Raw genomic sequence first — 25,624 nt, forward strand, 5'->3', positions numbered from 1 at the left:
GCCTGTAAGTTTTTGATAAATTAATTCTATTGAAGTTAAGACAAATGCTTAATCCTCAATAAACTCAAAATCTTGCAGACCAATCATTTTTTCTGTTTTTTCACTGTAAAAATATCAAAACGTAGCTGCTCCTAGTCGCAACCATCATTTGGGGAGTCCCTCTTTTTATGGCATAATGGGCTACTTGACGGATTATCCCGCTCCCCATTTTTTCAAACCGCAGAATCAACATCATACTGCGGTTTATCCATTTCAGAATCAGATTTTTCAGACGGCCTCACCATTCAAAAGGCCGTCTGAACAGAAAGCCACCATCATGAATCCTTTCTCTTCACTCGGTTTAGGCAGCGAATTAGTCTCTGCCCTAACCGATCAAGGGTATGAAAACCCGACGCCTATCCAAGCCGCAGCGATTCCTAAAGCCTTGGCAGGACACGATCTTTTGGCCGCAGCACAAACCGGCACAGGTAAAACCGCCGCCTTTATGCTGCCCAGCCTCGAACGCCTGAAACGCTACGCCACATCCAGCACCTCCCCTGCCATGCACCCTGTCCGCATGTTGGTATTGACCCCGACCCGCGAACTGGCCGATCAAATCGATCAAAACGTGCAGGCATATATTAAAAATCTTCCTTTGCGCCATACCGTACTCTTCGGCGGCGTCAATATGGACAAACAAACTGCCGACTTGCGCGCCGGTTGTGAAATCGTTGTCGCTACGGTTGGCCGACTGCTCGACCACGTCAAACAAAAAAACATTAATTTAAACAAAGTTGAAATCGTCGTACTCGATGAAGCCGACCGTATGCTTGATATGGGTTTCATCGACGATATCCGCAAAATCATGCAGATGTTGCCCAAACAGCGACAAACCCTGCTTTTTTCCGCCACTTTCTCACCGCCTATCCGCAAGCTTGCGCAAGATTTTATGCACACGCCTGAAATGGTCGAGGTGGCCGCGCAAAACACCACCAACGCCAATGTCGAGCAACACATCATTGCCGTTGATGCACTTAAAAAACGCAACCTGCTCGAACGTCTGATTGTTGATTTGCATATGAATCAAGTTATTGTTTTCTGCAAAACCAAACAAAGCGTCGATCAAGTTACCCGCGACCTCGTCCGCCGCAACATTGCCGCGCAATCCATCCACGGCGACAAATCCCAACAAAGCCGACTGGAAACCCTCAACGCCTTTAAAGAAGGTACATTACGCGTTTTGGTTGCCACTGACGTTGCCGCACGCGGCCTGGATATTGCCGAGTTGCCTTTCGTCATCAACTACGAGCTGCCAACCCAACCTGAAGACTACGTCCACCGCATCGGACGCACCGGCCGAGCCGGTGCTGACGGCGTTGCCATTTCCTTAATGGATAAAACCGAACAGAAAATGTTTGAATCTATTAAAGAACTAACCGGCAGCGATTTGAATGTGGAACGCATCGAAGGCTTTGAGCCGCATTGGTGGGGCAACGACAATCAAGATGAAGCCGAAGCGCAACCGGTTCAGCACAACGACAGCCGCTCTCGCCGCGATGATAGAAACAAACGCAACGAATATGCGAATAAGTCAGACAAAAACTCGAAAAAAGTAGAAGAGAAAAACGATCCGGGTATTGTCTGCGGCAAAATTGCCGGCAGAACACGCCGCAGCCGTCACGAGCGTCAGCCTTGCGCCCTGCTTCAACCTGGTTTTGGCGTAAAGTAAACAACGCTGATTAATCGGTTTTCTGATTATTTATCCTAAGCAAAGGCCGTCTGAAACTTATCTTTCAGACGGCCTTTTATTAAGCTGAAAATAAAAAGGACGTGATAAACACGCCCTTTATTTTTCCGTTTCAGACGGCCTTTATTATTTTAGGCCGTCTGAAAATCGGTTTAGCTTGTTACCTTAAACATTCACGGTTTCGGCTACTTCGTTGTAGCTGTCGATTTCGTTGAAGTTCATGTAGCGGTAGATTTGGTCGCCCTGCTCGTTGATGATACCGATATTGGCTTGGTATTCTTCAACAGTCGGGATTTTACCCAGTTTGGAGCAGATTGCCGCCAACTCAGCCGAGCCGAGGTAAACAAAGGTGTTTTTACCCAAGCGGTTCGGGAAGTTACGGGTAGATGTGGACATTACAGTCGCGCCTTCGTGTACTTGTGCTTGGTTACCCATACACAATGAGCAACCCGGCATTTCCATACGCGCGCCGGCACGGCCGAGTACGCCGTAGTGGCCTTCGTCGGACAACTCTTTCGCGTCCATTTTGGTCGGCGGCGCTACCCACAGGCGCACGGGAATATCGCTCTTGCCTTCCAAGAGTTTGGAAGCGGCGCGGAAGTGGCCGATGTTGGTCATACAAGAACCGATGAACACTTCGTCAATTTTGGTGCCGGAGCGTTCAGACATGAAGCACACGTCATCTGGGTCGTTCGGGCAAGCAATAATCGGCTCTTTAATGTCGTCCATGTTGATTTCAATCACGGCGGCGTATTCGGCATCTTTATCTGCTTCGAGCAACTCAGGATTTGCCAACCATGCTTCCATGGCTTTGATACGGCGTTCCAAAGTGCGCGAATCTTGATAGCCGTTGGCAATCATGTTTTTCATCAACACAATATTGGATTTCATGTACTCGATAATCGGCTCTTTGTTGAGCTTCACAGTACAGCCTGCAGCGGAGCGTTCGGCGGACGCGTCAGTTAATTCAAAGGCTTGTTCCACTTTCAAATCAGGCAGACCTTCGATTTCGAGGATGCGGCCGGAGAAGATGTTTTTCTTACCGGCTTTGGCAACAGTAAGCAGACCTTGTTTAATCGCGTACAGCGGAATGGCGTTCACCAAGTCACGCAGGGTTACGCCCGGTTGCAGTTTACCGCTGAAGCGTACCAATACAGACTCAGGCATATCGAGCGGCATCACACCGGTGGCTGCTGCGAAAGCAACCAAGCCGGAGCCGGCAGGGAAAGAAATACCGATAGGGAAACGGGTGTGGCTGTCGCCGCCGGTACCAACTGTATCAGGCAACAGCAGACGGTTGAGCCATGAGTGAATCACGCCATCACCCGGACGCAGGGATACACCGCCACGGGTAGAGATGAAAGCAGGCAATTCTTTATGAGTTCTCACATCGACAGGTTTTGGATAAGCCGCGGTGTGACAGAAAGACTGCATCACCATATCTGCTGAGAAGCCCAAGCAAGCCAGGTCTTTCAATTCGTCGCGAGTCATCGGACCGGTAGTATCTTGCGAGCCAACAGTAGTCATGCGTGGTTCGCAGTAAGTACCCGGACGCACGCCTTTGCCTTCCGGCAAACCGCAGGCACGGCCAACCATTTTTTGAGCCAAGGTGAAACCGGCTTTGCTTTCGGCAGGCGCTTGAGGCAGACGGAACTCGGTAGAAGCAGGCAATTTCAGTGCTTCGCGCGCTTTGGCAGTCAGACCGCGACCAATAATCAAGTTGATACGGCCACCGGCTTGCACTTCGTCCAGCAATACTTGTGATTTCAGGCTGAACTCGGCAACAGTTTCGCCGTTTTTCACGATTTTGCCTTCATAAGGCAGGATATCGACGACATCGCCCATTTTCAGAGCAGATACATCAACTTCAATCGGCAATGCGCCGGAGTCTTCTTGAGTATTGAAGAAAATCGGCGCAATTTTGCCACCCAGGCATACGCCGCCAAAACGTTTGTTCGGTACGAACGGAATATCTTCGCCTGTATGCCAAATCACAGAGTTGGTAGCAGATTTACGTGAAGAACCGGTACCGACCACGTCGCCAACGTAAGCAACCGGATGGCCTTTAGCTTTGAGTTCTTCCAATAATTTAATCGGACCGACTTCGCCCGGTTTGTCAGGCGTGATGCCATCGCGCGGGTTTTTTAACATCGCCAGCGCGTGCAGAGGGATATCAGGACGGCTCCATGCATCAGGTGCAGGAGAGAGGTCGTCTGTATTGGTTTCACCATCGACTTTGAAGACGGTAACAGTGATTTTTTCTGGAACTTTGGCGCGTGAGGTGAACCATTCGGCATCTGCCCAAGATTGCAATACTTCTTGCGCGTATTTATTGCCTTTTTCGGCTTTTTCTTGAACATCGTGGAAAGAGTCAAACATCAACAGAGTGTGTTTCAGACCATTTGCAGCAATAGGCGCAAGTTTGTCGTTGTCCAAGAGTTCGATGAGTGCATGAATGTTGTAGCCGCCAAGCATGGTACCCAACAGCTCGGTAGCATACTCAGGGGAAATCAGCGGACTGGATGCGCTGCCTTCGGCAACGGCTGCCAAAAATGAGGCTTTAACTTTGGCGGCATCATCCACACCGGGTGGTACGCGGTGAGCCAACAGCTCAACCAAGAATTCACCTTCACCGGCAGGTGGATTTTTCAGCAGCTCAACCAAATCAGCAGTCTGCTGAGCAGTCAGAGGAAGGGCGGGAATACCAAGGGCGGCGCGCTCGGCGGCGGCTTTACGATAGGCTTCTAACATCTCTTTGTTCCTTTTTCTGTTTTTTCTTCTGGGCAGTTGCAAATGATTTGCAATTAAGGATTGTAAACAATCCTTTTAAGTATCATAGACCAGTTTTCAAAAAATGGGAACAGTTATGTTACTGAGTGTAATAAATTTAAACTATTTTGTTTAATGTATTAATAGTCCAACCTATCCAAAGCCGCCCTCTTCTACGCGTTTTAGCCAAACAGACGGGAAACTTCGGCTGATTTTTTACGGTACGGCAATATGATTTCAACGCGGAACAGGCCGTCTGATTGGATGTTTCTGATTTTCGCGTCGGTGTCATACATCAAAGTCAGGCGCTCTTTCAGATTGCGCAGAGCCATAGAATTGCCTTTATGCGGCTTGGTATTTTCGTTAGGTTCTGTTCCGCACGGATTTTCGATACTGATGAAAATAGATGATTTTTCCAATTTTGTTAATACCGTAATTATCCCTGGACGGTGGATAGATTCGACACCGTGAAATACGGCATTTTCCAAAAGCGGTTGCAGCAGCAGATGCGGCGTTTCCGCATCATCGGGCGCATGGTGCTGCCACATAACCTGTACGCGCATATGTCCCATGCGGATTTGCTCGATGGCAATATATTCTTGCGCCCACTCGATTTCCTGCCCCAAGGTACTGTTTTGACTACCGTCGCGTAGTTGTGCTCGGAACAGGTTGGCCAGATTTTCCAACAGAGTTTCCGCATCATACGGGCGCAGACGGATTAAGCTGATGGCGGCATTCAAGCTGTTAAACAAGAAATGCGGACGGATACGCGCTGTCAACGCGCTCAGTCTGGCTTCGGAAATGGAAGGCGCAAGGCTGTTGCGGCGGGCTGCTTCGATGTACATGAAACTGAAACAAAAAAAGGTCAGCAAGAAGAAGTGTTGAATCAGCGGCCAAATTTCCGTCTTCAAAATCACTAGATCGACAAACAAGAAAATCAGCAGGTTGGAGACGTAGGAAACCACGACGCTGTACTGCGAGCGAAGCAGGGACGGCGCAAATGCCTGTAAGAAATAGACCTTGAGTAAAATTAAAAGGATGACGGGGCAAGCCCATGAAAAATGTTGGAAAATCTGTTCCGGATAAGGCACGCCCGATACCGTCATCAACGGAAAGATAAACAAACTGATTAACAAAACAATGAGCAGGCGCACCAAAGTTGCGGAATTGCGCAAATCCGGCACTGCGAAATTCTGGTTTATTTGACGTATAATAGACATGATTTCAACCGTTTTCTTTCATAATGTATAGACGGGTCTGCTATATTGAAGACGTAGACCCTGTTTTTTTATTTATATTTTAAGGATGCTGATATGAGCAAGGACAAAACCTGGTCAGGCCGTTTTAACGAACCTGTTTCCGAGCTGGTCAAAAAATATACCGGCTCGATTGATTTTGACAAACGACTGGCAGAATGGGACATCCAAGGCTCGCTGGCACACGCGCAAATGCTGACACAGTCGGGCGTTTTGAGCGAAGACGACCTCTCCGCCATCCGTCAGGGCATGGCCGAGATTATAGCAGAAATCAAGGAAGGAACGATTTCCTGGTCGCTGGATTTGGAAGATGTCCACATGAACATCGAACGCCGCCTTACCGACAAAATCGGCGATGCCGGCAAACGCCTGCACACCGGCCGCAGCCGCAACGATCAAGTCGCTACCGATATCCGCCTGTGGCTGCGTGATCAAATTACCGTTATTCAAAGCCTGATTCAAAACCTTCAGACGGCCTTGGTCGATTTGGCAGAACAAAACGCCGAAACCGTCATGCCCGGCTTTACCCACCTGCAAGTTGCCCAGCCGGTCAGCTTCGGGCATCACATGCTCGCCTACGTTGAAATGCTCGGCCGCGATTTCGAGCGCATGGCCGACTGCCGCAAACGCGTCAACCGTATGCCGCTCGGCGCCGCAGCCCTTGCCGGTACCACCTACCCGATTCAACGCGAAATTACCGCCGAGCTGTTGGGCTTTGAACAAATCTGCCAAAACTCGCTCGATGCCGTATCTGACCGCGATTTTGCCATTGAGTTCACAGCCGCTGCTTCTCTGATTATGGTTCACCTGAGCCGCCTTTCCGAAGAATTGATTTTGTGGATGAGCCCGCGTTTCGGCTTCATCGATATTGCCGACCGTTTCTGCACCGGCTCGTCCATCATGCCGCAAAAGAAAAACCCCGACGTACCCGAACTCGTGCGCGGTAAATCCGGTCGCGTGATTGGCCACCTGATCGGCCTGGTTACCCTGATGAAATCGCAGCCTTTGGCATACAACAAAGACAATCAGGAAGACAAAGAGCCTTTGTTTGACACTGCCGACTCGCTTATCGACACCCTGCGTATTTACGCCGACATGATGCGCGGCGTGACCGTCAAACCCGACAATATGCGCGCCGCCGTAATGCAGGGTTTTGCAACGGCTACCGACTTGGCGGATTACTTGGTGAAAAAAGGCATGCCCTTCCGTGACAGTCATGAAGTCGTTGCCCAAGCCGTGCGCCATGCCGATGAGGCTGGCGTTGATTTGAGCGAATTGCCGCTTGAAGTCCTGCAAGGTTTCAGCGGTTTGATTGCTGACGACGTTTACAGCGTGCTGACACCCGAAGGCAGCTTAAACGCGCGCAACCACTTGGGCGGCACTGCGCCTGAACAAGTCCGTTTCCAAGTGAAACGCTGGCGTGAATTATTGGCTTAAACCCATCTAAACACATAATAAAAGGCCGTCTGAAAATTTTCAGACGGCCTTTTGATTACCTGTGTTACACTCAACCGCACAATAAAAACAGATAAACCTAAACTTACCTTCAAACGAGAAAACACGCCTCCTGACTTTGCCGCCATCTTCATACTAAAGGAGCAAGGATGAAAAACATTGTCTTAAAATTGATCATGATCTGCTTATGCTGCGGATGCTATGCCGTATTCGTTGCCTGGGAAAATGGCGGATTCAGCCAGCTCCATGATTTTCAAGCAATAGAGAGCAACGGCATGAGCGTATACCTTCATCAAACCTCCCCCGCAGCCATGCAGGCTGAAAAAAACGAGCTGTCGATTTTGCAAAACAACCAAAACAGCTTAGCCTCTTGCGTCGGCATTGAATCTTTATGCGAACAGGCCAAGCCAGGCATCTGGGTTGAACATGCCAAATTCTTACAGCATAAGGACACGGGCAAATTATTGGTACTTTCGCTGGACTATTTGGAAAACAATGACACCGCAAAAACCCTACACAACCGCTATACTGCATCGCTCCTCCCCCAAGCAGACAAAACGGAGGCGTGGCATTACGCCTGGCGTACATTTCTGAGCTCAATAATATTTCTAATGGGCATCAATTTACTGCCAATGATTGTTGCCCTATTTGAAGAAAAGACAAGCGCAGCATAAAAACATGCCGTCTGAAAACATTTTCAGACGGCATGTTTCATTATTAAAGCTTAACGCGGATGAACCATATCGGCAGGAACGACCAATTCGTCAAACTCCTCGCCTGTCAACAAGCCCAATTCGATGGCGGTTTCGCGCAACGATTTGTCGTTTTTGTAGGCGGTTTTGGCGACTTTGGCGGCATTTTCGTAACCAATTTTACGGTTTAATGCAGTAACCAGCATCAGGGAATGGTGCAAGAAATAGTCAATTTTTTCCGGTACGGGTTCTATGCCGATGGCGCAGTTTTCATTAAAGCTGTTGCACGCATCGCCCAACAGGCGGATGGATTGCAAGAGATTGTAGGCGATAACGGGCATATAGACGTTCAGCTCGAAGTTGCCCGATGCGCCTGCCATGCCGATGGTGACGTCGTTACCGAACACTTGGCAGCACACCATGGTCATTGCTTCGCATTGGGTCGGGTTGACTTTGCCCGGCATGATGGACGAACCCGGCTCGTTTTCGGGGATTTTGATTTCGCCCAAACCGCAGCGCGGGCCGCTTGCCAGCCAACGGATGTCGTTGGCGATTTTGTTCAGGCTTGCCGCCAGCGTTTTCAATGCGCCCGAAGCGGCAACGGCGGCATCGCGTCCGCCCAAGGCTTCAAATTTGTTCGGCGCGCTGACAAATGGCAGGCCGGACAGTTCGGCGAGTTTGGCGGCGGCTTTTTCGGCGTATTCGGGATGGCTGTTTAAGCCCGTGCCGACCGCCGTGCCGCCCAAAGCGAGTTCATACAAGTCTTTAAGCGCATCGTTCAGACGGCCTAAACCGTGATCGAGCTGGGAAACGTAGCCGGAAAATTCTTGTCCCAAAGTCAGCGGCGTCGCGTCCTGCAAATGGGTGCGGCCGATTTTGACGATAGGGGCGAATTCTTTGGCTTTTTTGTCCAATGTATCGCGCAGGGCTTTTACCGCCGGAATAAGGTGGCGGTTGATTTCAATCGCGGCGGCAACGTGGATGGCGGTCGGGAACGCATCGTTGGTCGATTGCGCGTGGTTCACATGGTCGTTGGGATGGACGGGCTGGTACGCTGCCAAACCCGTACCAGCGATTTCGTTGGCGCGGTTCGCCAGCACTTCGTTCATGTTCATATTGGACTGCGTGCCGGAGCCGGTCTGCCACACTACCAATGGGAACTGCCCGTCAAGCTTGCCGTTCAACACATCATCTGCCGCCTGCGTAATCAAATCTGCCTGTTCGGGCTTAATCCTGCCGAGGGAAACATTGGTGGCGGCTGCGGCTTTTTTTACCAGCGCCAAAGCATAAATCAACGGCTGCGGCAGGGTTTCGCCGCCGATTTTGAAATTGTTGCGGCTGCGCTGGGTCTGCGCGCCCCAATAGGCTTCGGACGGGACTTCGACATTGCCCATGGTGTCGTGTTCGGTACGGGTACTCATGCGTTTCTCCTATATTTAAACAGAAATAATAATGATTCTTAAATTTATTATACCCAGCAAAAGGCCGTCTGAAAAGAGAGGGGTTTTCAGACGGCCTTTTGCTTTATTACCCTGAAATATTAATAGTAGACAAAACCCGATTTCGGAGCAAATACAACCTGCGCCGCCACTCCCCTCTTCTAAAAATTCTCCTTCTTGCCGATTTGTATTTTGCGCTAGGTGTTTATCGACAATAAATACCTTATCGTTTCTTTACTTTGCTTCTCTCTAAGAGCATAATAAATAAAAATGATTATCAGGATATAGATCATGAAACAAAACCATTTGATTTGCTTGTTAATGAGCAGTTTTGCCGCCGCAAACGGCTTTGCCGAAACCTTGGCAGACCCTGATGAAATCCAGCCTGTCAAAACCTTCTCCCCTCCCAAACCGATTGCTCCGACCGCAGCACAAGGCTATTTCCCCGAAAACCAATTCGACCGCACCGACCGCAGCAATCATTACTTTGTTACCGAAAACATAGACCAAGCCTTCCGTCCGCTGAAAGCGAACAGCGGCTTCTACGGCAAAAGTTTTTACAACTCCATTACCGCGCAAGCGCGTGGGGCAAAAGTGTACGGCGTGGCCAACCTCAATCACACCAAGGCCAACGGCTATAAAGACGGAGACGGCAATCAGACCGATTGGAAATACAGCCGTTTTAATCAAGCTTTGGTATTCGGTTTCGTACCGTCTGAAAACCAGGAATACCGCCTCACCTACCTACACGACGACATCAACAACGACCGCCAGCCGCAGTTCGTCAACGACGCATTGGATACCGAACGACACATCGCCAAACTCAACGCGCGTTGGGGCAATGCTGATTTGAGCAATACGGTCAGTGCTGAAGCAGGCGTCATCAAACTCAAACGCCATGCCGACAATTACTCCCTGCGTCCAAACAACACGCCGCAGCAAGTGTTCGTAGAGCTTGACCGCAAAGTGTATGATTTCTCGCTCAAACACGATGCAGACTTCGGCAAATTCCACAACACCGCCGCCGTCAGCTACCGCAACGACAGCCAAAACGGCGAGCGCAACACCCACACCGCCATGCGTGATTTCCTCAACGGCTACCGTTTCGCCGATGTTCACATCGACCGCTGGCGCATCGCCGATACCCTGTCTTACAAGTTCAACGACCAACACAAACTGGGCTTGGGCTTAAGCTACGAAATCAACGAAGCGGACGTACGCAAAAATACGGCGCAGCCCGCCCATCCGATGAACCGCAACCTTGCCTTCGCTTCATCGCAACAAATCTGGAAAACCCATTACGGCTACGACTTCAACGGCAAAGTTCGCCGCCATGCCTTCTCCGGTGAACTCAAATACGATTTCACGCCGTCTGAAACGCAAAAATACAGCGTTTCCCTTGCTCACTTAGAACGCATCGGCGACAACACCGAACGCTTCAACTCGCTTGCCGCCATCGTGCAAAACCGCATGAACGGCGCGCTGATGAACCAAAATTCAGCCGCCGCCATCGCAGGCAATCCCCTGCTGAAAACCGAAAAACATAACCGCATCAAGCTCACCGCCGACAGCCGCAACGACTACTACAACGGCTATATGAACTCGTTGGCAGGCGTGGGCTGGAACGTAGGCGGCACGCTTGTGGCGGATAAAGTCAAAGACCTGATTATTTTTGACCGCGCCCACGGACAAAGCGGCACGGCCTCCAAAGGCAGCGGCATCATCACACGCAACGTGGACGCACGCTTGTTTACCGCGCAGGCCTACGCGCGTTACAACTTCAATCCGCATTGGGCGGCAGGCATCAAAGCCACCTACAACTACGGACACAATGAAACCGACGGCAGGCCGCTCTATCAAATCCGTCCGTTTGAAGCCGCCGTCCAAGCTGACTACAAAAACTACTTTGCCCACGGCAGCTACAACATCGGCGCCGCAACACGCTTTGTCGCCAAACAAACGCGCGGCGATTTTGACGCGGCAAGCGGTCTGGGCATAGACAAACGCGAAGCCGCCAAAGGCTTTACCGTTGCCGACCTTTACGCAGGCGTAAACATCAAAGACAAATACGGCTTACGCTTGGGCGTGAACAACGTGTTCAACAAAAAATACGCCGAATACATCAGCGGCGACCACGTCCTCGCCCTATCCCCCAGCGTGGTGTATGCACCGGGCAGGACATATTGGTTGAGTTTACATGCGGCGTTTTAAAATCAGGCCGTCTGAAAGAATGCCTGCATTGGCTTATTAAGAATTAGGAGATAAAAAATGGATATGAAAAGACGTGATTTCTTAAAAATGACTGCTGCGCTGGCAGCCGCAGGCGTTTCGCCTTCGCTATTGGCGGCGGGGAAAGAGCAGTTTACCGTGTACGGCGCACCGGCAATGCCCAGCGTAACCATTGCCGTAGCGGCGTTGCAAGGCAAGTTGGCGAAACAGGCGGACGTATCGCTGAAAATCTGGCGCTCACCCGACCAACTGCGCGCAGGCGTAGCGAGCGGACAATTTAAAGTGATGATGAGTCCGAGCAATGTCGGCGTGAACCTGCGCAACCAAGGGCAGAAAGTCGGCATGGTCAATATTTTGACCAACGGCATCACGCAGCTGATGTGCAAAGGCAGCGCGATTGCCTCGCCGCAGGATTTGGTCGGCAAAAAAATCCTTGTGCCGTTTAAAAACGATATGCCCGACATCGTGCTGCAAGCCTTGCTGAAAAAACTGAAAATCGACGCGCATAAAGTCGGCATCACCTACACCGCCACGCCGCCCGAAGCAGTCGGACTGTTTTTGAGCAAAGACTACCATGCCGCCATCCTGCCCGAACCGATGGCAACCGCCAGCCTACTTAAAGGCAAAACCATGGGCGTAAACGTTGTGCGCGGATTTGACTTGGTGAAAGCATGGGGACAAGCATTTGACACCAAACCGCTGATTCCGATGGCAGGCATCATCGCCAACGAAGAATATTTCCACGCACACAAGGCGCAGTTCGACATCTTCCATCAGGATTTGAAAAACGCGCTCAACTGGATACTCGCCAACCGTCAGAGCGCCGCGAAAATCGGCAAAAACTACCTCCCCGCCCCCGAACCCGCCCTAGTCATGGGCTTGGACGGCGCACGGCTGACGGTAACCAAAGGCAGCGAAGTGAAGAACGAGATTTTGAAGTTTTACGAAATCCTGATGCAGTTCAACCCGAAACTCTTGGGCGGCAAGCTGCCGGATAACGGGTTCTTCTTAGCTTAAAAGAGGAGAGAGGCCGTCTGAAAATAGTGAAAGCCATTGAAATTTGACTTATCATTTTTCAGACGGCCTGTTAGGACATTATCAGCAGCGTAGGTCGGATTCTTGAATCCGACATTTCGGCTAAATGGGGGCTGTCGGATACGAGTATCCGACCTACTTTTTTCAGACGGCCTATCCTTGCCAAAACATAACGACAAACCAACACCCAAACCATGATTAAAACCGACAAAATCCGCAAACCGCAGCCTGCGCTGTTTTACATCATCGACTACCTTTGGAGCGGCTTTGCCGGTCTAGGCGTGGCGATGGTAGTGGTGGCGTTGTGGGCGTGGGGCAGTGCCGTGTTCGGCGAGTTTATGCTGCCTGCGCCGGTGGAGGTGTTTCAAAAATCTTTGGCTTTATTGAAACATTTTCAGGAAAACGAAATCGGGATTTCGCTGTGGCGGTCGGTGGTGGGGATTTCGATTGCTTTGGTAGCAGGATTGGCGGCGGGGCTGGTGGCAGGCAGTTTTAAGACGGCGATGGCGTTGCTCAAGCCTGTGATTACGATTTTGTTGGCGATGCCGCCGATTATTTGGGTGGTGATGGCTCTGTTTTGGTTCGGTTTCGGCAATCCGAGCGTGTTGTTTACCATTATTGTGTTGGTTGCGCCGCTGACGTTTGCGAGTGCGGCGGTCGGGATGGCGAGCGTGAACAAGCAGCATGAGGAATTGTTTGACGCTTATAAATTAGGCCGTCTGAAAAAAATCCGTTATCTGTATATCCCGCATCTGACGGGTTATGTGATTTCCAGTGTCGGCGTGGCGGTGGCGATGGGGGTGAAGGTGGTGATTATGGCGGAACTCTTGGGCGCGAGCGAAGGCGTGGGCGCGCGGATTGCAGACGCAAGGGCGATGCTGGAGACTTCGACGGTGATGGCTTATGTGGTGTTGGTTATCGTGTTTGTGTCACTGTTTGAATACCTGATTACCAAACCTTTGGAAATTTTGTTTATGCCGTGGAGGAGATGATGCTCTGTCTTGAAAACGTGCGTTTTGAAATTCTCCGCGACCCCATCGTGCGCGATTTCAGTTTGAACCTGCAACATGGCGAAGTGAAAGCTTTGTTCGGGCCGAGCGGCTGTGGCAAGACGACGGTTTTGCGTTTGATTGCGGGCTTGGAAACGCCGAAATCGGGCACGATACGCAATACTTTCCGCAAAACGGGTTTTCTGTTTCAGGAAAACCGCCTGCCGGGAAACTTGACCGCGATGCAGAATATCGCTATTTTTATGGACAAACCCGATGAAGGCGAAATCATCGCGCTGGCGGCGAAAGTCGGGCTGACTGCGGGCGATTTGAACAAATATCCGACCGAATTGTCCGGCGGCATGGCGAAACGGGTAGCATTTTTGCGCCTGCTGCTGTGCGGCTGCGACCTTGCCTTGCTGGACGAGCCGTTCGTCGGTTTGGACCGCGATTTGCGCGATATTTTGGTCGCCATGCTGGTAGAAAAAATCGAGCGGCAGGGCATGGCGTGTATGCTGGTAACGCACGACCGCTTCGAAGCCGCACGCCTGAGCCATGAAATCATGCTGCTTTCCACTAAGGGCATGAACGTGCAAAACGTGATTACCCTGCCTACGCCGCTGTCCGAACGCGATTCGGCTTTTGAAGAAGCCGTGGTGGCAAGAGAGTTTCAGGGGATTCATTATTATGAGTGATAGGAATTTAAATTTCTGACAAACCTTGCGGTTCGTTGCCCTCTCCCTAACCCTCTCCCACGGGGAAAGGGGATCAGGTTTCTCAAAATCAGAGAGCCGTAGAATTGGGAATCAGATGTCAGGTAAACCTGAAAATGTTCAGGCTCGACAGCCCAATTCCCTCTCCCCGTGGGAGATGGCTAGGGAGAGGGTAAGCAAGCCGCAGGCTTGCCTCTTTAGCGAAAGATACGAATCTGTTATCCGAACGCGATTCGGTTTTTGAAAAAGCCGTGGTGCCAAGGGGGCAGGGGATTCATTATGAGGTGCTTTATGTTTTCGACTGTGATTACTGCTGCTGTTTTATATATTGCTACAGCAGTAGATTTGTTGGTAATACTATTAATATTTTTTGCTAGAGCAAATACTAGAAAAGAATATCGAGATATTTATATCGGACAATATTTAGGTTCTGTAATTTTAATATTAGTTAGTTTATTTCTAGCTTTTGTTTTGCATTATGTTCCGGAAAAATGGGTGTTGGGTTTATTAGGTTTAATACCGATTTACTTAGGTATTAAAGTTGCTATTTACGACGATTGTGAGGGCGAAAAAAGAGCTAAAAAAGAATTGGATGAAAAAGGGTTGTCAAAATTAGTCGGTATTGTTGCTTTGGTTACAGTTGCTAGTTGTGGTGCAGATAATATTGGACTTTTTGTTCCTTACTTTGTGACTTTAGATCTTGTCGACTTATTAGTTACTCTTCTTGTATTTTTAATATTGATTTTTGTTTTAGTATATACAGCACAAAGATTGGCTAATATTTCAGGTATTGGTGAAATTGTAGAGAAGTTTAGTCGTTGGATAATGGCTGTTATTTATATTGGTTTAGGATTATTTATTATTATTGAAAATAATACAATTCAAACAATAATATCAATAGTATGAATGATACGGGCATTTGAGTATCTGACAAACCTTGCGGTTCGTTGCCCTCTCCCTAACCCTCTCCCACGGGAAGAGGGAATCAAGTTGCTGAAAATCAAAGAGTGCAGGATTGGGAATTAGATGGCAGGTAAACCTGAAAATGTTCAGGCTCGACAGCCCAATTCCCTCTCCCCGTGGGAGAGGGCTAGGGAGAGGGCAAGCAAGCCGAAGGTTTGCTTCTTCAATACAAGATACAACCCTGTCCTCCCAATAAATCTATATCCGAAAGCATCCTCATGCAGAATCAAGCTAAACCATGAATAAGTTTTTCACCCACCCCATGCGGCCGTTTTTTGTCGGTGCGGCGGTGTTTGCCATACTCGGCGCGTTGGTGTTTTTCATCAGCCTCGGTGCCGTCATTTTGCACCGCCAAATCTTCTTAGAACTCATGCTGCCTGCGGCATACGGCGGCTTCCTGACTGCAGCCATGCTCGAATGGACGGGTTATAAAGGTCGTCTGAAACCTGTCGCTACTTTGATGGCGGCATTACTGCTCGCCGCATCTGCCATACTGCCCTTTTCGCCGCAAACTGCCTCGTTTTTCGTTGCCGCCTATTGGCTGGTATTGCTGCTGTTTTGCGCCTGGCTGATTTGGCTCGACCGCAATACTGACAACTTCGCCCTCTTAATGCTGCTTGCCGCGTTTACTATTTTTCAGACGGCCTACGCCGCAACTGGCGATTTGAACTTACTGCGCGTTCAAGTACATCTGAACATGGCGGCGGTCATGTTTGTATCCGTCCGCGTCAGCATTCTTTTGGGCGCGGAAGCCCTTAAAGAATGCCGTCTGAAAGACCCTGTTTTTATTCCAAATATCGTTTATAAAAACATCGCCATTACTTTCCTGCTCTTGCACGCCGCCGCCGAACTTTGGCTGCCCGCGCAAACCGCCGGTTTTACCGCGCTTGCCGTCGGCTTCATCCTGCTCGCCAAGCTGCGTGAGCTTCACCATCACGAACTCCTGCGCAAACACTACGTCCGCACTTATTACCTGCTCCAACTCTTTGCCGCCGCAGGCTATCTGTGGACAGGCGTGGAGAAACTGCAAAATCTGCCCTCCTCCGCCCCATTACACCTGATTACCCTCGGTGGCATGATGGGTGGCGTGATGATGGTGTGGCTGACCGCCGGACTGTGGCACAGCGGCTTTACCAAACTCGACTACCCTAAGCTCTGCCGCATTGCCGTCCCCCTGCTCTTTATGACTGCCGTCTCGCGCGCTTTCTTGATGAACGTGAACCCGATATTTTTCATTACCGTTCCTGCGCTTCTGACCATCGCCGTGTTCGTACTGTATCTTTTCACGTTTGTACCGATATTTCGGGAAAATGCGTTTACGGATGATCCGGAATAAAACAAAAGGCCGTCTGAAAATTTCAGACGGCCTTTGCTTTAAATAAATGCTTTATTTGTTGGCGTTCAAATAAAGATTAATCAGGCGTGTAGTGGAGCTGTCGTGTTTTTGCACTTCGGTCTCGCCGGTCAATTCGGCAAGAATGGTTTTGGCCAGTTGTTTGCCGAGTTCTACACCCCATTGGTCAAAGCTGTTGATGCCCCAAATAATGCCTTGAACGAAAGTTTTGTGTTCGTACATGGCAATCAGGCTGCCCATATTGCGCGGGTTGATTTTGTCCATGAGGATGAGGTTGGTTGGACGGTTGCCGGAGAAGGTTTTATGCGGAACAAGCTCTTCGATACGCGCTTCATCCATGCCTTGGGCTTGAAGCTCGGTGCGTACTTCGTCCGGCGTTTTGCCACGCATAAAGGCTTCGGCTTGGGCAAAGACGTTAGCCAACAGGATTTCGTGGTGGCCGCGCAGGTTGCTGCGTTTTTCAAGGGAGGCGATGAGGTCAATCGGTGTGATGTGCGTACCTTGGTGCAGCAGTTGGAAGAATGCGTGCTGGCCATTGATACCGGTTTCGCCCCAAATAATCGGGGAAGTTTCGTAACCGACCGGTTTACCGTCAAGGGTAACTTGTTTGCCGTTGCTCTCCATATCGAGCTGCTGAATGAATTTAGGCAGGCGGTGGAGATGTTGATCGTAAGGCGCGATAACGTGGCTGCCACCGCCGTAGTAGTTGATGTACCAGATGCCGATAAGGGCGAGGATGACGGGCATGTTGCGCTCTAGCGGCGTATTGATGAAGTGTTGGTCCATCAGGTGTGCGCCGTTGAGCATTTCGATGAAGTTTTCTTCGCCGAGATACAGCATAATCGGCAGGCCGATGGCCGACCACAGGCTGTATCGTCCGCCGACCCAGTCCCAAAATTCAAACATATTGGCGGTATCGATACCGAATTCGGCAACGGCTTTTTGGTTGGTCGATACGGCAACGAAGTGTTTGGCCACGGCGCTTTCATCGCCTGCATGATCCAAGAACCATTTACGCGCAGTCAGGGCGTTGGTCAGGGTTTCTTGGGTGGTAAAGGTTTTGGACGCAATGATGAACAGCGTAGTTTCAGGGTGGACTTTAGACAATACGTCGCGCAGTTGGGAGCCGTCCACATTGGAGACGAAGTGCATGTTCAAACGCGGATGGCCGAAAGGCTTGAGCGCGGTACACATCATCAGAGGGCCGAGGTCGGAGCCGCCGATACCGATGTTGACGACGTCGGTAATGACTTGATTGGTATAGCCCAACCAGCTGCCGCTGCGGACTTCATGCGCGAACTCGCCCATGCGTTGCAGGACATGGTTAACCTTAGGCATGACATCTTCGCCATCCACGACGATAGGGGCGTTGGTACGGTTGCGCAGGGCAACGTGGAGTACGGCGCGGTTTTCTGTCGTATTGATTTTTTCGCCGTGGAACATTTGCTGCATCCGCTCCGGTACGCCTGCTTCACGCGCCAGCTCGAACAACAGTGCCATGGTTTCGTCGTTGATACGGTTTTTAGAATAATCCAAAGTCAGGCCGCCAACCTGCAGCCAGTAGCGCTCGGCACGTTCGGGATCTTGCTCGAACATTTCACGCATGTGTTGTTCTTTGGTTTCGTCAAAATGTATCCATAATTTTGACCAAGCTGGTAAATCGTGAAGGTGTTTCATCGGATGCTCTCCTGGATAGTGGACAGTTTTGTTGAGAAAACGGCCGTGAGGTCGTCTGAAACGGGAACGGGGTGGTTTCCGTTTTTTGAGGTTTCAGACGGCCTTGATGTGGGTTGGAGCCGTCTGAAGATATCAGTGAAGAATCAATCTTTATCGTATTCGATGTGTTTGTTATGTATGCTTTTTTTACTTTTTTGCAGTTGCGTGCTGGCAGTATCGCCCAAGCGCAAGGCCAAGCCGATAGCAAAAATGTCGATAACGGCCAACTGCAGAAGGCGGGACACCATAGGCGTATAAAGCTCGGCATTTTCCTGAGTGGCAATGCTCAATACACAGTCGGCCATTTGAGCCAACGGCGAATCATTGCGGGTCAGCGCGATAACGGATGCGCCGTTTTCTTTGGCAATACTGGCCGCGTCCAGCAATTCGATAGACGAGCCGGTATTGGAAATCGCCACCAGCACATCCTGCTCGGTCAATACGGAAGCCGCCATCAGCTGGGTATGCGTATCGACATAAGCAACAGTGGACATACCGAAGCGGAAGAATTTGTGTTGCGCATCTTGGGCAACGATGCCGGAGTTGCCGACTCCATAAAACTCAACGCGTCGCGCGTGCATCAGAATGGCAATCGCGTTTTCCAGCTCGGATTCTTTCAGAAAGCGGCGCTCGCCCAAGAGGGAGGCTGCGGCGTTGCCCAACACTTTTTCGACCACGCTGCCCATGTTGTCATCGGCGTTTAATTCTTCATGCACGTAAGGCATGCCTTCGTGGCCAATGCTGGCAGACAAAGCAAGTTTGAACTCAGGCAAGCCTTTGTAACCCAGGCTGCGGCAGAAACGGATTACTGTCGGCTGACTGACGGACGCACGCTCGGCGATTTCTGCCACAGCGGCATGAACGAACCATTTCGGCTCGGCCAGCGCAGATTCGGCAACTTTGCGTTCTGCGCCGGAGAGATTGGACAATGATTCGCTGATTTTGCTTAACATATACTCTACCCTTTGACTCTTTGACGTTCAGGACAAGGTACATTTTTCGCACCCTGCCCTGCACCGCCGTTTGTGTGTTTAAACGTTATTTAAATGATTGTCTAATGCCGCCGCCGCGCCGACGATGCCCGGAAACTCGCTCAACACGACATACACGGGAATAGCGGCAAGATAAGCCTCAAAGCGGCCTTTATTTTCAAAGCGGCTGCGGAACGGGGACGTTTTAAAGTAATCCAACACGCGCGGGATAATGCCGCCGCACAAATACACGCCGCCGCGCGCACCCAATGACAAAGCCAAATTGGAAGCAACCGTACCCAACATGGCGCAGAAAATATCCAAAGTCTGACGACAAAGCGGAGAAGTCCCGCTCAATGCCTTATCGGTAATTTCAGACGGCTTCAGACGATATTGCTTGATGTTGTCGCGTTTGGCCAATGCTTCGTAAATCAGGCTCAAACCTGCGCCGCTCAAGAAACGCTCGGCGGAAACATGGCCGTATTTGTTTTTAGCGTATTGCCAAATCAACACTTCCATATCGTCAAACGGCGGAAAACTGGTATGGCCACCCTCGCCTGACAAAGCCACCCAGCCTGCGGCGCTGTGCACCAAACCGCTGACACCCAAACCTGTACCCGGGCCGATAACGGCTTTAGGCGCAAATTCGATGGGCTTTTGCCCGCCGATTTGTACCAGGTCTTTCTTTTCGGTTTTGGTCACTGCCAAAGCTTGGGCGGTAAAGTCGTTCAACAGAATCAACGTTTCCAAACCCAAAGCCTGACGGGTGGTCTCAATGGAAAACGCCCAGTGGTGGTTGGTCATTTGTACCCAGTCGCCCAAAATCGGATTGGCAATCGCAAAGGCGGCGTGCAAAACTTTCGGGCTGCCTGCGCGTTCCAAATAAGTTTTAGCGGCATCAACGACGGTATCGTAATCTTTGCATGGTAGAACTTCAGCCTTCTCAATCACTTGCGGGGCAGTTTCAAGTGCAAAACGGGCATTCGTACCGCCAATATCGGCGACCAGGCGGGGATAAGCTTCAGTGTGCATAGTAGACATGGCAGTTAATTCCTTGATGATTGAGAATCAGGCTGGTCGGATATTCGGTATCGGCCCTTGCTGCAGCTTTATCAAATACTGCTTTTTTCTCTGCACCTTGAATGGCCAAAAACACATTCGGCGTTTTGGCAATCGCACCCAAAGTCATGCTTACGCGCTCATGCGGCGCGGTAACCGGCGTGGTATGAATCAATGTCGGGTCATTGGCTTCATTGATTGCTGCCTGTAATTGAGGCGCTTGAGGGAACAACGACGCCGTATGCCCGTCTGAACCCATGCCCAACACCAGCACGTCAGGTTGCTTGTAATGTTTCAATGCGTAAGCAACGACAACTTCAGGTTGTAATTCAGTTTCAGACTTTCCATCTTCAACAACAGGAATCCATGTAGCAACGGCCGCGTTATTTTTGAGCAGATATTCGCGTACCAAGCCTGTATTGCTGTCGGCATGCGTGGTCGGAACGATACGCTCGTCCACCAATGTGATGCCGACATTTTGCCAATTTAAATCTTTTTGCGACAAAGCCTCGAAAAACGCAATCGGCGAACGACCACCGGAAACGGCCAAAACTGCATGGCCTTTCTCATTCAACGCGGCTTGCAATGCAGCGGCAACGGCATCGGCGAGAGCTTGCGCGGCAGTTGCAGCGTTTTCTTGTTCGTGCCAAACAAACATGTTTCGTCCTTTCATGGTTTCAGACGGCCTTTTGTTAGAAAACAAGGCCGTCTGAAAGAAATATTATTGCTCTTCGTGCCACTTGTTGCCGTCACGGGCCAACAGCACGCGCGCAGCTTCAGGACCCCAAGAATGGGCTTCGTAAGCATGTGGAGGCGTTGTATTGTTCGCCCAGTTTTCCAAAATCGGCATCACATATTCCCAAGCGGCTTCGAGTTCATCGCGACGGTTGAACAAAGCGAGTTTGCCGTTAATCACATCCAGCAGCAGGCGCTCATAAGCCTCAGCGCGGCGCCCCTCTACGGCTGTGCCCAAGTCCACGCCAATCGGTGTAACTTCGACTTTGTTGCCTGCACCCGGGGTTTTTACTTGAGTGTAAAGGCGGACGGATTCGGTCGGTTGTAGTTCAATAACCAAACGATTCGGCGCAGATTGGCTGTTGTCAAAAATATGGTTTTGCAGCGGACGGAAGTTCAACACGATTTCCGCCACTTTGCCTGCCATGCGTTTGCCGGTACGCAGGTAGAAAGGTACGCCTTTCCAACGCTCGTTTTCAATTTCGGCCTTGATGGCGACATAGGTTTCAGTGAAACTGTCTTTCGGTACATCGACTTCTTCCAGATAGCCGTTCATGCCGTTTGCTGCAACATATTGGCCGCGAATAACATTTTCGTTGACGGATTCGATGGTCAGCGGTTTCAGCGATTTGATGACTTTCACTTTCTCGTCGCGTACGGCATCCGCATCCAAGCTCGCCGGTGCTTCCATCGCAGTCATACAAAGCATTTGCATCAAGTGGTTTTGCACCATGTCGCGCAGCGCGCCGGTAATGTCGTAGAACTCGCCGCGTTCTTCCACGCCGAGCTGTTCGGCGATGGTCAGTTGTACGCTTTCGATGTATTTGTTGTTCCACAACGGCTCGAACATCACGTTGGCAAAACGCAGCGCCAGTAGGTTTTGCAGGCTTTCTTTACCCAAGTAATGGTCGATGCGGTAGATTTGTTCTTCTTTGAAATAACGGGCCACATCTGTATTGATTTGTTGGGAAGAAACCAGGTCCGTACCCAACGGTTTTTCCAAAACCACGCGCACGTTATCGGCATTCAAACCGATTTCGGCAAGGTTTTCACAGGCTTGCGCAAAGAATTTCGGCGCAGTTGAGAGGTAGATCACGACATTTTCAGTATTCTTGCGTGCTTTTACCAAGTCGCCCAAGGCAATGAAATCGCCTTTCTTTGTCACATCGACTTTTAAATACTCGAGACGTTGGATAAACGATGCCCACGCTTCATCTGAGAAGTTTTGTTTGACATGGATTTTAGAATTCGTTTCCACTTTGGCCAAAAAGCCGGCGGTATCCAATTCGCTGCGGCTTACGCCCAAAATACGACCTTCGGGATGAAGCAAACCGGCTACATGCGCCTGATACAGGCAAGGCAAAAGTTTCCGCATTGCCAAATCGCCGGTCGCGCCAAACAACACCAAATCAAAATTTGTCTGTGTACTCATCGTTTCATCTCTCGCTGAGGAAGCTTGCTTCAAAACTTTTGGACTGTCGTCATCCATAAAAATCAATTAAAATCAAAAGCCTTTAAGCAATAAGCAGTAAAAAACCAATCGCCTGCACCAAAATTTCAAACAAGCGGGCTAGTGAGTAGTAATACTACACATGGCTACAGATTTTGTCTATTCTCATTTTTACAAATTGTTTGATTTAACATAAAAGTTTGATGACTTTTGCAGCCTGCCATTTTACGAATTGACCATACCTCGATTTAAATCAAATTTCTTCCACTTAGCGAATTATTTTGTAACAAAATTACAGAATTTGTACTATAATACGCAGACGCTTCGAAGAGAAATCTTCAACATTTCAGACGGTACTCATTATTTATTCCCACAGCTCCAGGCCGTCTGAAAAAACACCCAATACAAAAATCAGAAACGCGCAAACAAAATCCCTATCATATCGTTTTGCCAGGAGACAGCACATGAACCCCACTCCTATTCACCCTAAACTCGCCGAGATTACCGAGCGCATCATCGAGCGCAGCCGCCCGACGCGTGAAAAATATCTGGCGAAAATCCGTAGTGCCAAACAGATGGGACGCTTAGAGCGCAACCAACTCGGCTGCAGCAATTTGGCTCACGGCTATGCCGCCATGCCCAAAAGCATCAAAATCGAAATGCTTCAGGAAACCGTCCCCAACTTAGGCATCATCACTGCCTACAATGACATGGTTTCCGCACACCAGCCGTTTAAAGACTTCCCTGACCAAATCAAAGACGAAGCACAGAAAAACGGCGCGACCGCCCAAGTTGCCGGCGGCACGCCTGCTATGTGCGACGGTATTACCCAAGGCTATGCCGGTATGGAATTGTCGCTGTTCTCCCGCGACGTAATTGCCATGAGTACCGCCATCGGTCTGTCTCATCAAATGTTTGACGGCAGCCTGTTTATGGGCGTGTGCGACAAAATCGTTCCCGGCTTGATGATCGGCGCTTTGTCTTTCGGCCATATTCCGGGCATCTTCGTTCCAGCAGGCCCGATGTCCAGCGGTATCGGTAATAAAGAAAAAGCCCGTACCCGCCAGCTTTTCGCCGAAGGCAAAGTTGGCCGCGATGCCTTACTTGAAAGCGAAATGGGCTCTTACCACAGCCCGGGTACTTGTACCTTCTACGGTACCGCCAACTCCAACCAAATGATGATGGAAATGATGGGCGTGCACCTGCCTGCCGCTGCCTTCGTCCACCCATACACCGACCTGCGCGAAGCCCTGACCCGCTACGCAGCCGGACATCTCGCACGCGGCATCAAAAACGGCACCATCAAACCATTGGGCGAAATGTTGACCGAGAAATCCTTCATTAACGCCCTAATCGGCCTGATGGCAACCGGCGGCTCGACCAACCACACCATGCACCTCGTTGCCATGGCGCGTGCCGCAGGCGTAATTTTGAACTGGGACGACTTCGACGAAATTTCCTCCATCATCCCATTGCTGATTCGTGTGTATCCAAACGGCAAAGCCGACGTGAACCACTTTACCGCAGCCGGCGGCCTGCCTTTCGTCATCCGCGAATTGTTGGACGCAGGCCTGTTGCACGACGATGTCGATACCGTTGTCGGACACGGTATGCGCCACTACACCAAAGAGCCTTTCCTCATCGACGGCAAACTCGAATGGCGCGAAGCCCCTGAAACCAGCGGCAACGACGACATCCTGCGCAAAGCCGACAATCCGTTCTCCCCAGACGGCGGTTTGCGCCTGATGAAAGGCAACATCGGTCGCGGCGTGATTAAAGTATCCGCCGTGCGCGAAGGCTGCCGCATTATTGAAGCTCCAGCCATCGTATTCAACGACCAACGCGAAGTGTTGGCTGCGTTTGAACGCGGAGAGTTGGAACGCGATTTTGTCTGCGTTGTCCGCTACCAAGGCCCGCGCGCCAACGGTATGCCCGAATTGCACAAACTGACCCCGCCTTTGGGCATCCTGCAAGACCGCGGCTTCAAAGTGGCACTGCTGACCGACGGCCGTATGTCCGGCGCATCCGGCAAAGTTCCGGCCTCTATCCACATGACGCCTGAAGCCCTGATGGGCGGCAACATTGCTAAAATCCGTACCGGCGACCTGATCCGCTTTGACTCCGTTAGCGGCGAACTCAACGTCCTAATCAACGAAGCCGAATGGAACGCCCGCGAAGTCGAACGCATCGACTTGAGCGCGAACCAACAAGGTTGCGGCCGCGAACTTTTCGCCAACTTCCGCAGCATGACCAGCAGCGCAGAAACCGGCGCCATGAGCTTCGGCGGCGAATTTGCCTAAACCCTTTTCAGACGGCCTTTTAAAACAATCAGGCCGTCTGAAACCATGTTAACGAACCTATTACGATACAGTCCCCAACGGAGACCTAAAATGTCCAAACTGACCCCACGCGAAATCCTGACCGCCGGCGCAGTTGTACCGGTAATGGCGATTGACGACTTGAGTACTGCCGTCGATTTATCCCACGCCCTTGTCGAAGGCGGCATCCCCACCCTCGAAATCACCCTGCGCACCCCTGTCGGCCTCGACGCCATCCGCCTGATTGCCAAAGAAGTGCCCAACGCCATCGTCGGCGCGGGTACGGTAACCAATCCCGAACAGCTCAAAGCCGTTGAAGACGCAGGTGCGGTTTTCGCCATCAGCCCGGGTTTGCACGAATCCCTCGCCAAAGCCAGCCACAACAGCGGCATTCCCCTGATTCCCGGCGTTGCCACTCCGGGTGAAGTCCAACTGGCTTTAGAACACGGCATCGACACCCTCAAACTCTTCCCTGCCGAAGTCGTTGGTGGCAAAGCCATGCTCAAGGCACTCTACGGCCCTTATGCCGACGTACGCTTCTGCCCGACCGGCGGCATCAGCCTGGCAACTGCCCCCGAGTACTTGGCGCTGCCTAATGTCTTGTGCGTCGGCGGCTCATGGCTGACTCCAAAAGAAGCCATCAAAAACAAAGACTGGGATACCATCACCCGTCTGGCTCGCGAAGCTGCCGCTTTGAAACCAAAAGCCTAATCAGGTTATTAAGTTAAAAGAGCAAAGGCCGTCTGAATATGATT

Annotated in this window: 19 protein-coding genes; 11 read left to right on the plus strand and 8 right to left on the minus strand. The window is 50.7% G+C overall.

Annotated elements, in window-relative coordinates; translation table 11 throughout:
- Window positions 1-313 precede the first annotated feature (313 nt).
- Entirely contained in the window at window positions 314-1,708 is a 1,395-nt protein-coding gene (locus ACTHS4_RS01070) for a DEAD/DEAH box helicase (protein WP_141761483.1), read from the plus strand.
- 183 nt (window positions 1,709-1,891) lie between these two features.
- Here the strand turns inward: ACTHS4_RS01070 and acnB are convergent, their stop codons facing one another.
- Both acnB and ACTHS4_RS01080 read right to left on the minus strand, forming a co-directional pair.
- Window positions 1,892-4,477 carry a bifunctional aconitate hydratase 2/2-methylisocitrate dehydratase gene (gene acnB / locus ACTHS4_RS01075; RefSeq protein ID WP_070826570.1) on the minus strand — a complete coding sequence of 862 codons (2,586 nt, stop codon included), beginning with the start codon at window positions 4,475-4,477 and terminating at the stop codon, window positions 1,892-1,894.
- A gap of 200 nt (window positions 4,478-4,677) precedes the next feature.
- Entirely contained in the window at window positions 4,678-5,715 is a 1,038-nt protein-coding gene (locus tag ACTHS4_RS01080; RefSeq protein WP_049331614.1) for a sensor histidine kinase, read from the minus strand.
- Between the two features lie 93 nt (window positions 5,716-5,808).
- Here ACTHS4_RS01080 and argH point away from each other — a divergent pair, with 93 nt between their 5' ends.
- Both argH and ACTHS4_RS01090 read left to right on the plus strand, forming a co-directional pair.
- Window positions 5,809-7,188, plus strand: coding sequence for an argininosuccinate lyase (gene argH, locus ACTHS4_RS01085; RefSeq protein ID WP_440365391.1), 1,380 nt, complete (start codon window positions 5,809-5,811; stop codon window positions 7,186-7,188).
- 167 nt (window positions 7,189-7,355) lie between these two features.
- On the plus strand, window positions 7,356-7,880 hold the full coding sequence (locus ACTHS4_RS01090) for a hypothetical protein (protein ID WP_285070550.1): 525 nt from the start codon (window positions 7,356-7,358) through the stop codon (window positions 7,878-7,880).
- 50 nt (window positions 7,881-7,930) lie between these two features.
- On the opposite strand, the gene fumC is transcribed toward ACTHS4_RS01090, so the two are convergent.
- The gene (gene fumC / locus ACTHS4_RS01095) at window positions 7,931-9,319 is read right to left on the minus strand and encodes a class II fumarate hydratase (RefSeq protein ID WP_440365393.1); all 1,389 of its coding nucleotides are present in this window, start codon (window positions 9,317-9,319) and stop codon (window positions 7,931-7,933) included.
- A gap of 309 nt (window positions 9,320-9,628) precedes the next feature.
- On the opposite strand from fumC, the gene ACTHS4_RS01100 reads away from it, so the two are divergent.
- The 6 genes from ACTHS4_RS01100 (at window position 9,629) to ACTHS4_RS01125 (ending at window position 16,602) form a co-directional block, all read left to right on the plus strand.
- Window positions 9,629-11,548, plus strand: a complete 1,920-nt coding sequence (locus ACTHS4_RS01100; RefSeq protein ID WP_314273278.1) for a TonB-dependent receptor — start codon at window positions 9,629-9,631, stop codon at window positions 11,546-11,548.
- A 57-nt stretch (window positions 11,549-11,605) separates the two neighbouring features.
- Window positions 11,606-12,583 carry an ABC transporter substrate-binding protein gene (locus tag ACTHS4_RS01105; protein ID WP_049335420.1) on the plus strand — a complete coding sequence of 326 codons (978 nt, stop codon included), beginning with the start codon at window positions 11,606-11,608 and terminating at the stop codon, window positions 12,581-12,583.
- Window positions 12,584-12,795: 212 nt separating this feature from the next.
- Window positions 12,796-13,593 (plus strand): ABC transporter permease, encoded by a 798-nt coding sequence (locus tag ACTHS4_RS01110; RefSeq protein ID WP_049344387.1) that lies wholly within the window; start codon window positions 12,796-12,798, stop codon window positions 13,591-13,593.
- Window positions 13,593-14,285 (plus strand): ATP-binding cassette domain-containing protein, encoded by a 693-nt coding sequence (locus ACTHS4_RS01115; RefSeq protein WP_009310824.1) that lies wholly within the window; start codon window positions 13,593-13,595, stop codon window positions 14,283-14,285. Before ACTHS4_RS01110 ends, ACTHS4_RS01115 begins: the two co-directional genes overlap by 1 nt.
- Before the next feature lie 309 nt (window positions 14,286-14,594).
- Window positions 14,595-15,209, plus strand: a complete 615-nt coding sequence (locus ACTHS4_RS01120; RefSeq protein ID WP_440365396.1) for a CadD family cadmium resistance transporter — start codon at window positions 14,595-14,597, stop codon at window positions 15,207-15,209.
- Window positions 15,210-15,504: 295 nt separating this feature from the next.
- Window positions 15,505-16,602: an NnrS family protein gene (locus ACTHS4_RS01125; RefSeq protein WP_049344389.1), complete on the plus strand. Its 1,098-nt coding sequence runs from the start codon at window positions 15,505-15,507 to the stop codon at window positions 16,600-16,602.
- 51 nt (window positions 16,603-16,653) lie between these two features.
- Here the strand turns inward: ACTHS4_RS01125 and pgi are convergent, their stop codons facing one another.
- The 5 genes from pgi to zwf form a co-directional block, all read right to left on the minus strand.
- Window positions 16,654-18,297, minus strand: a complete 1,644-nt coding sequence (gene pgi, locus ACTHS4_RS01130; RefSeq protein ID WP_004519350.1) for a glucose-6-phosphate isomerase — start codon at window positions 18,295-18,297, stop codon at window positions 16,654-16,656.
- 143 nt (window positions 18,298-18,440) lie between these two features.
- Window positions 18,441-19,289: a DNA-binding transcriptional regulator HexR gene (gene hexR, locus ACTHS4_RS01135; RefSeq protein WP_296184087.1), complete on the minus strand. Its 849-nt coding sequence runs from the start codon at window positions 19,287-19,289 to the stop codon at window positions 18,441-18,443.
- Window positions 19,290-19,367: 78 nt separating this feature from the next.
- On the minus strand, window positions 19,368-20,348 hold the full coding sequence (locus ACTHS4_RS01140; RefSeq protein ID WP_003745741.1) for a glucokinase: 981 nt from the start codon (window positions 20,346-20,348) through the stop codon (window positions 19,368-19,370).
- Window positions 20,329-21,024 (minus strand): 6-phosphogluconolactonase, encoded by a 696-nt coding sequence (pgl, locus tag ACTHS4_RS01145; protein WP_036491640.1) that lies wholly within the window; start codon window positions 21,022-21,024, stop codon window positions 20,329-20,331. Before pgl ends, ACTHS4_RS01140 begins: the two co-directional genes overlap by 20 nt.
- A 63-nt stretch (window positions 21,025-21,087) precedes the next feature.
- Window positions 21,088-22,533: a glucose-6-phosphate dehydrogenase gene (gene zwf / locus ACTHS4_RS01150; protein ID WP_440365399.1), complete on the minus strand. Its 1,446-nt coding sequence runs from the start codon at window positions 22,531-22,533 to the stop codon at window positions 21,088-21,090.
- 482 nt (window positions 22,534-23,015) lie between these two features.
- Here zwf and edd point away from each other — a divergent pair, with 482 nt between their 5' ends.
- Window positions 23,016-24,851: a phosphogluconate dehydratase gene (gene edd, locus ACTHS4_RS01155; RefSeq protein ID WP_070826583.1), complete on the plus strand. Its 1,836-nt coding sequence runs from the start codon at window positions 23,016-23,018 to the stop codon at window positions 24,849-24,851.
- Window positions 24,852-24,941: 90 nt separating this feature from the next.
- Complete coding sequence (locus ACTHS4_RS01160; RefSeq protein ID WP_003745733.1) at window positions 24,942-25,580, plus strand: bifunctional 4-hydroxy-2-oxoglutarate aldolase/2-dehydro-3-deoxy-phosphogluconate aldolase; 639 nt, start codon at window positions 24,942-24,944, stop codon at window positions 25,578-25,580.
- Window positions 25,581-25,624 lie beyond the last annotated feature (44 nt).

The sequence above is a fragment of the Neisseria sp. P0014.S009 genome (genome assembly GCF_051958155.1).
Taxonomy (GTDB): domain Bacteria; phylum Pseudomonadota; class Gammaproteobacteria; order Burkholderiales; family Neisseriaceae; genus Neisseria; species Neisseria flavescens_C.

Bases quoted from the DNA above. Each gene is read 5' to 3' on its own strand.
- acnB (WP_070826570.1), bottom strand. From the start codon at position 4,477: ATGTTAGAAGCCTATCGTAAAGCCGCCGCCGAGCGCGCCGCCCTTGGT.
- ACTHS4_RS01080 (WP_049331614.1), bottom strand. From the start codon at position 5,715: ATGTCTATTATACGTCAAATAAACCAGAATTTCGCAGTGCCGGATTTG.
- argH (WP_440365391.1), top strand. From the start codon at position 5,809: ATGAGCAAGGACAAAACCTGGTCAGGCCGTTTTAACGAACCTGTTTCC.
- ACTHS4_RS01090 (WP_285070550.1), top strand. From the start codon at position 7,356: ATGAAAAACATTGTCTTAAAATTGATCATGATCTGCTTATGCTGCGGA.
- fumC (WP_440365393.1), bottom strand. From the start codon at position 9,319: ATGAGTACCCGTACCGAACACGACACCATGGGCAATGTCGAAGTCCCG.
- ACTHS4_RS01100 (WP_314273278.1), top strand. From the start codon at position 9,629: ATGAAACAAAACCATTTGATTTGCTTGTTAATGAGCAGTTTTGCCGCC.
- ACTHS4_RS01105 (WP_049335420.1), top strand. From the start codon at position 11,606: ATGGATATGAAAAGACGTGATTTCTTAAAAATGACTGCTGCGCTGGCA.
- ACTHS4_RS01110 (WP_049344387.1), top strand. From the start codon at position 12,796: ATGATTAAAACCGACAAAATCCGCAAACCGCAGCCTGCGCTGTTTTAC.
- ACTHS4_RS01115 (WP_009310824.1), top strand. From the start codon at position 13,593: ATGCTCTGTCTTGAAAACGTGCGTTTTGAAATTCTCCGCGACCCCATC.
- ACTHS4_RS01120 (WP_440365396.1), top strand. From the start codon at position 14,595: ATGTTTTCGACTGTGATTACTGCTGCTGTTTTATATATTGCTACAGCA.
- ACTHS4_RS01125 (WP_049344389.1), top strand. From the start codon at position 15,505: ATGAATAAGTTTTTCACCCACCCCATGCGGCCGTTTTTTGTCGGTGCG.
- pgi (WP_004519350.1), bottom strand. From the start codon at position 18,297: ATGAAACACCTTCACGATTTACCAGCTTGGTCAAAATTATGGATACAT.
- hexR (WP_296184087.1), bottom strand. From the start codon at position 19,289: ATGTTAAGCAAAATCAGCGAATCATTGTCCAATCTCTCCGGCGCAGAA.
- ACTHS4_RS01140 (WP_003745741.1), bottom strand. From the start codon at position 20,348: ATGTCTACTATGCACACTGAAGCTTATCCCCGCCTGGTCGCCGATATT.
- pgl (WP_036491640.1), bottom strand. From the start codon at position 21,024: ATGTTTGTTTGGCACGAACAAGAAAACGCTGCAACTGCCGCGCAAGCT.
- zwf (WP_440365399.1), bottom strand. From the start codon at position 22,533: ATGAGTACACAGACAAATTTTGATTTGGTGTTGTTTGGCGCGACCGGC.
- edd (WP_070826583.1), top strand. From the start codon at position 23,016: ATGAACCCCACTCCTATTCACCCTAAACTCGCCGAGATTACCGAGCGC.
- ACTHS4_RS01160 (WP_003745733.1), top strand. From the start codon at position 24,942: ATGTCCAAACTGACCCCACGCGAAATCCTGACCGCCGGCGCAGTTGTA.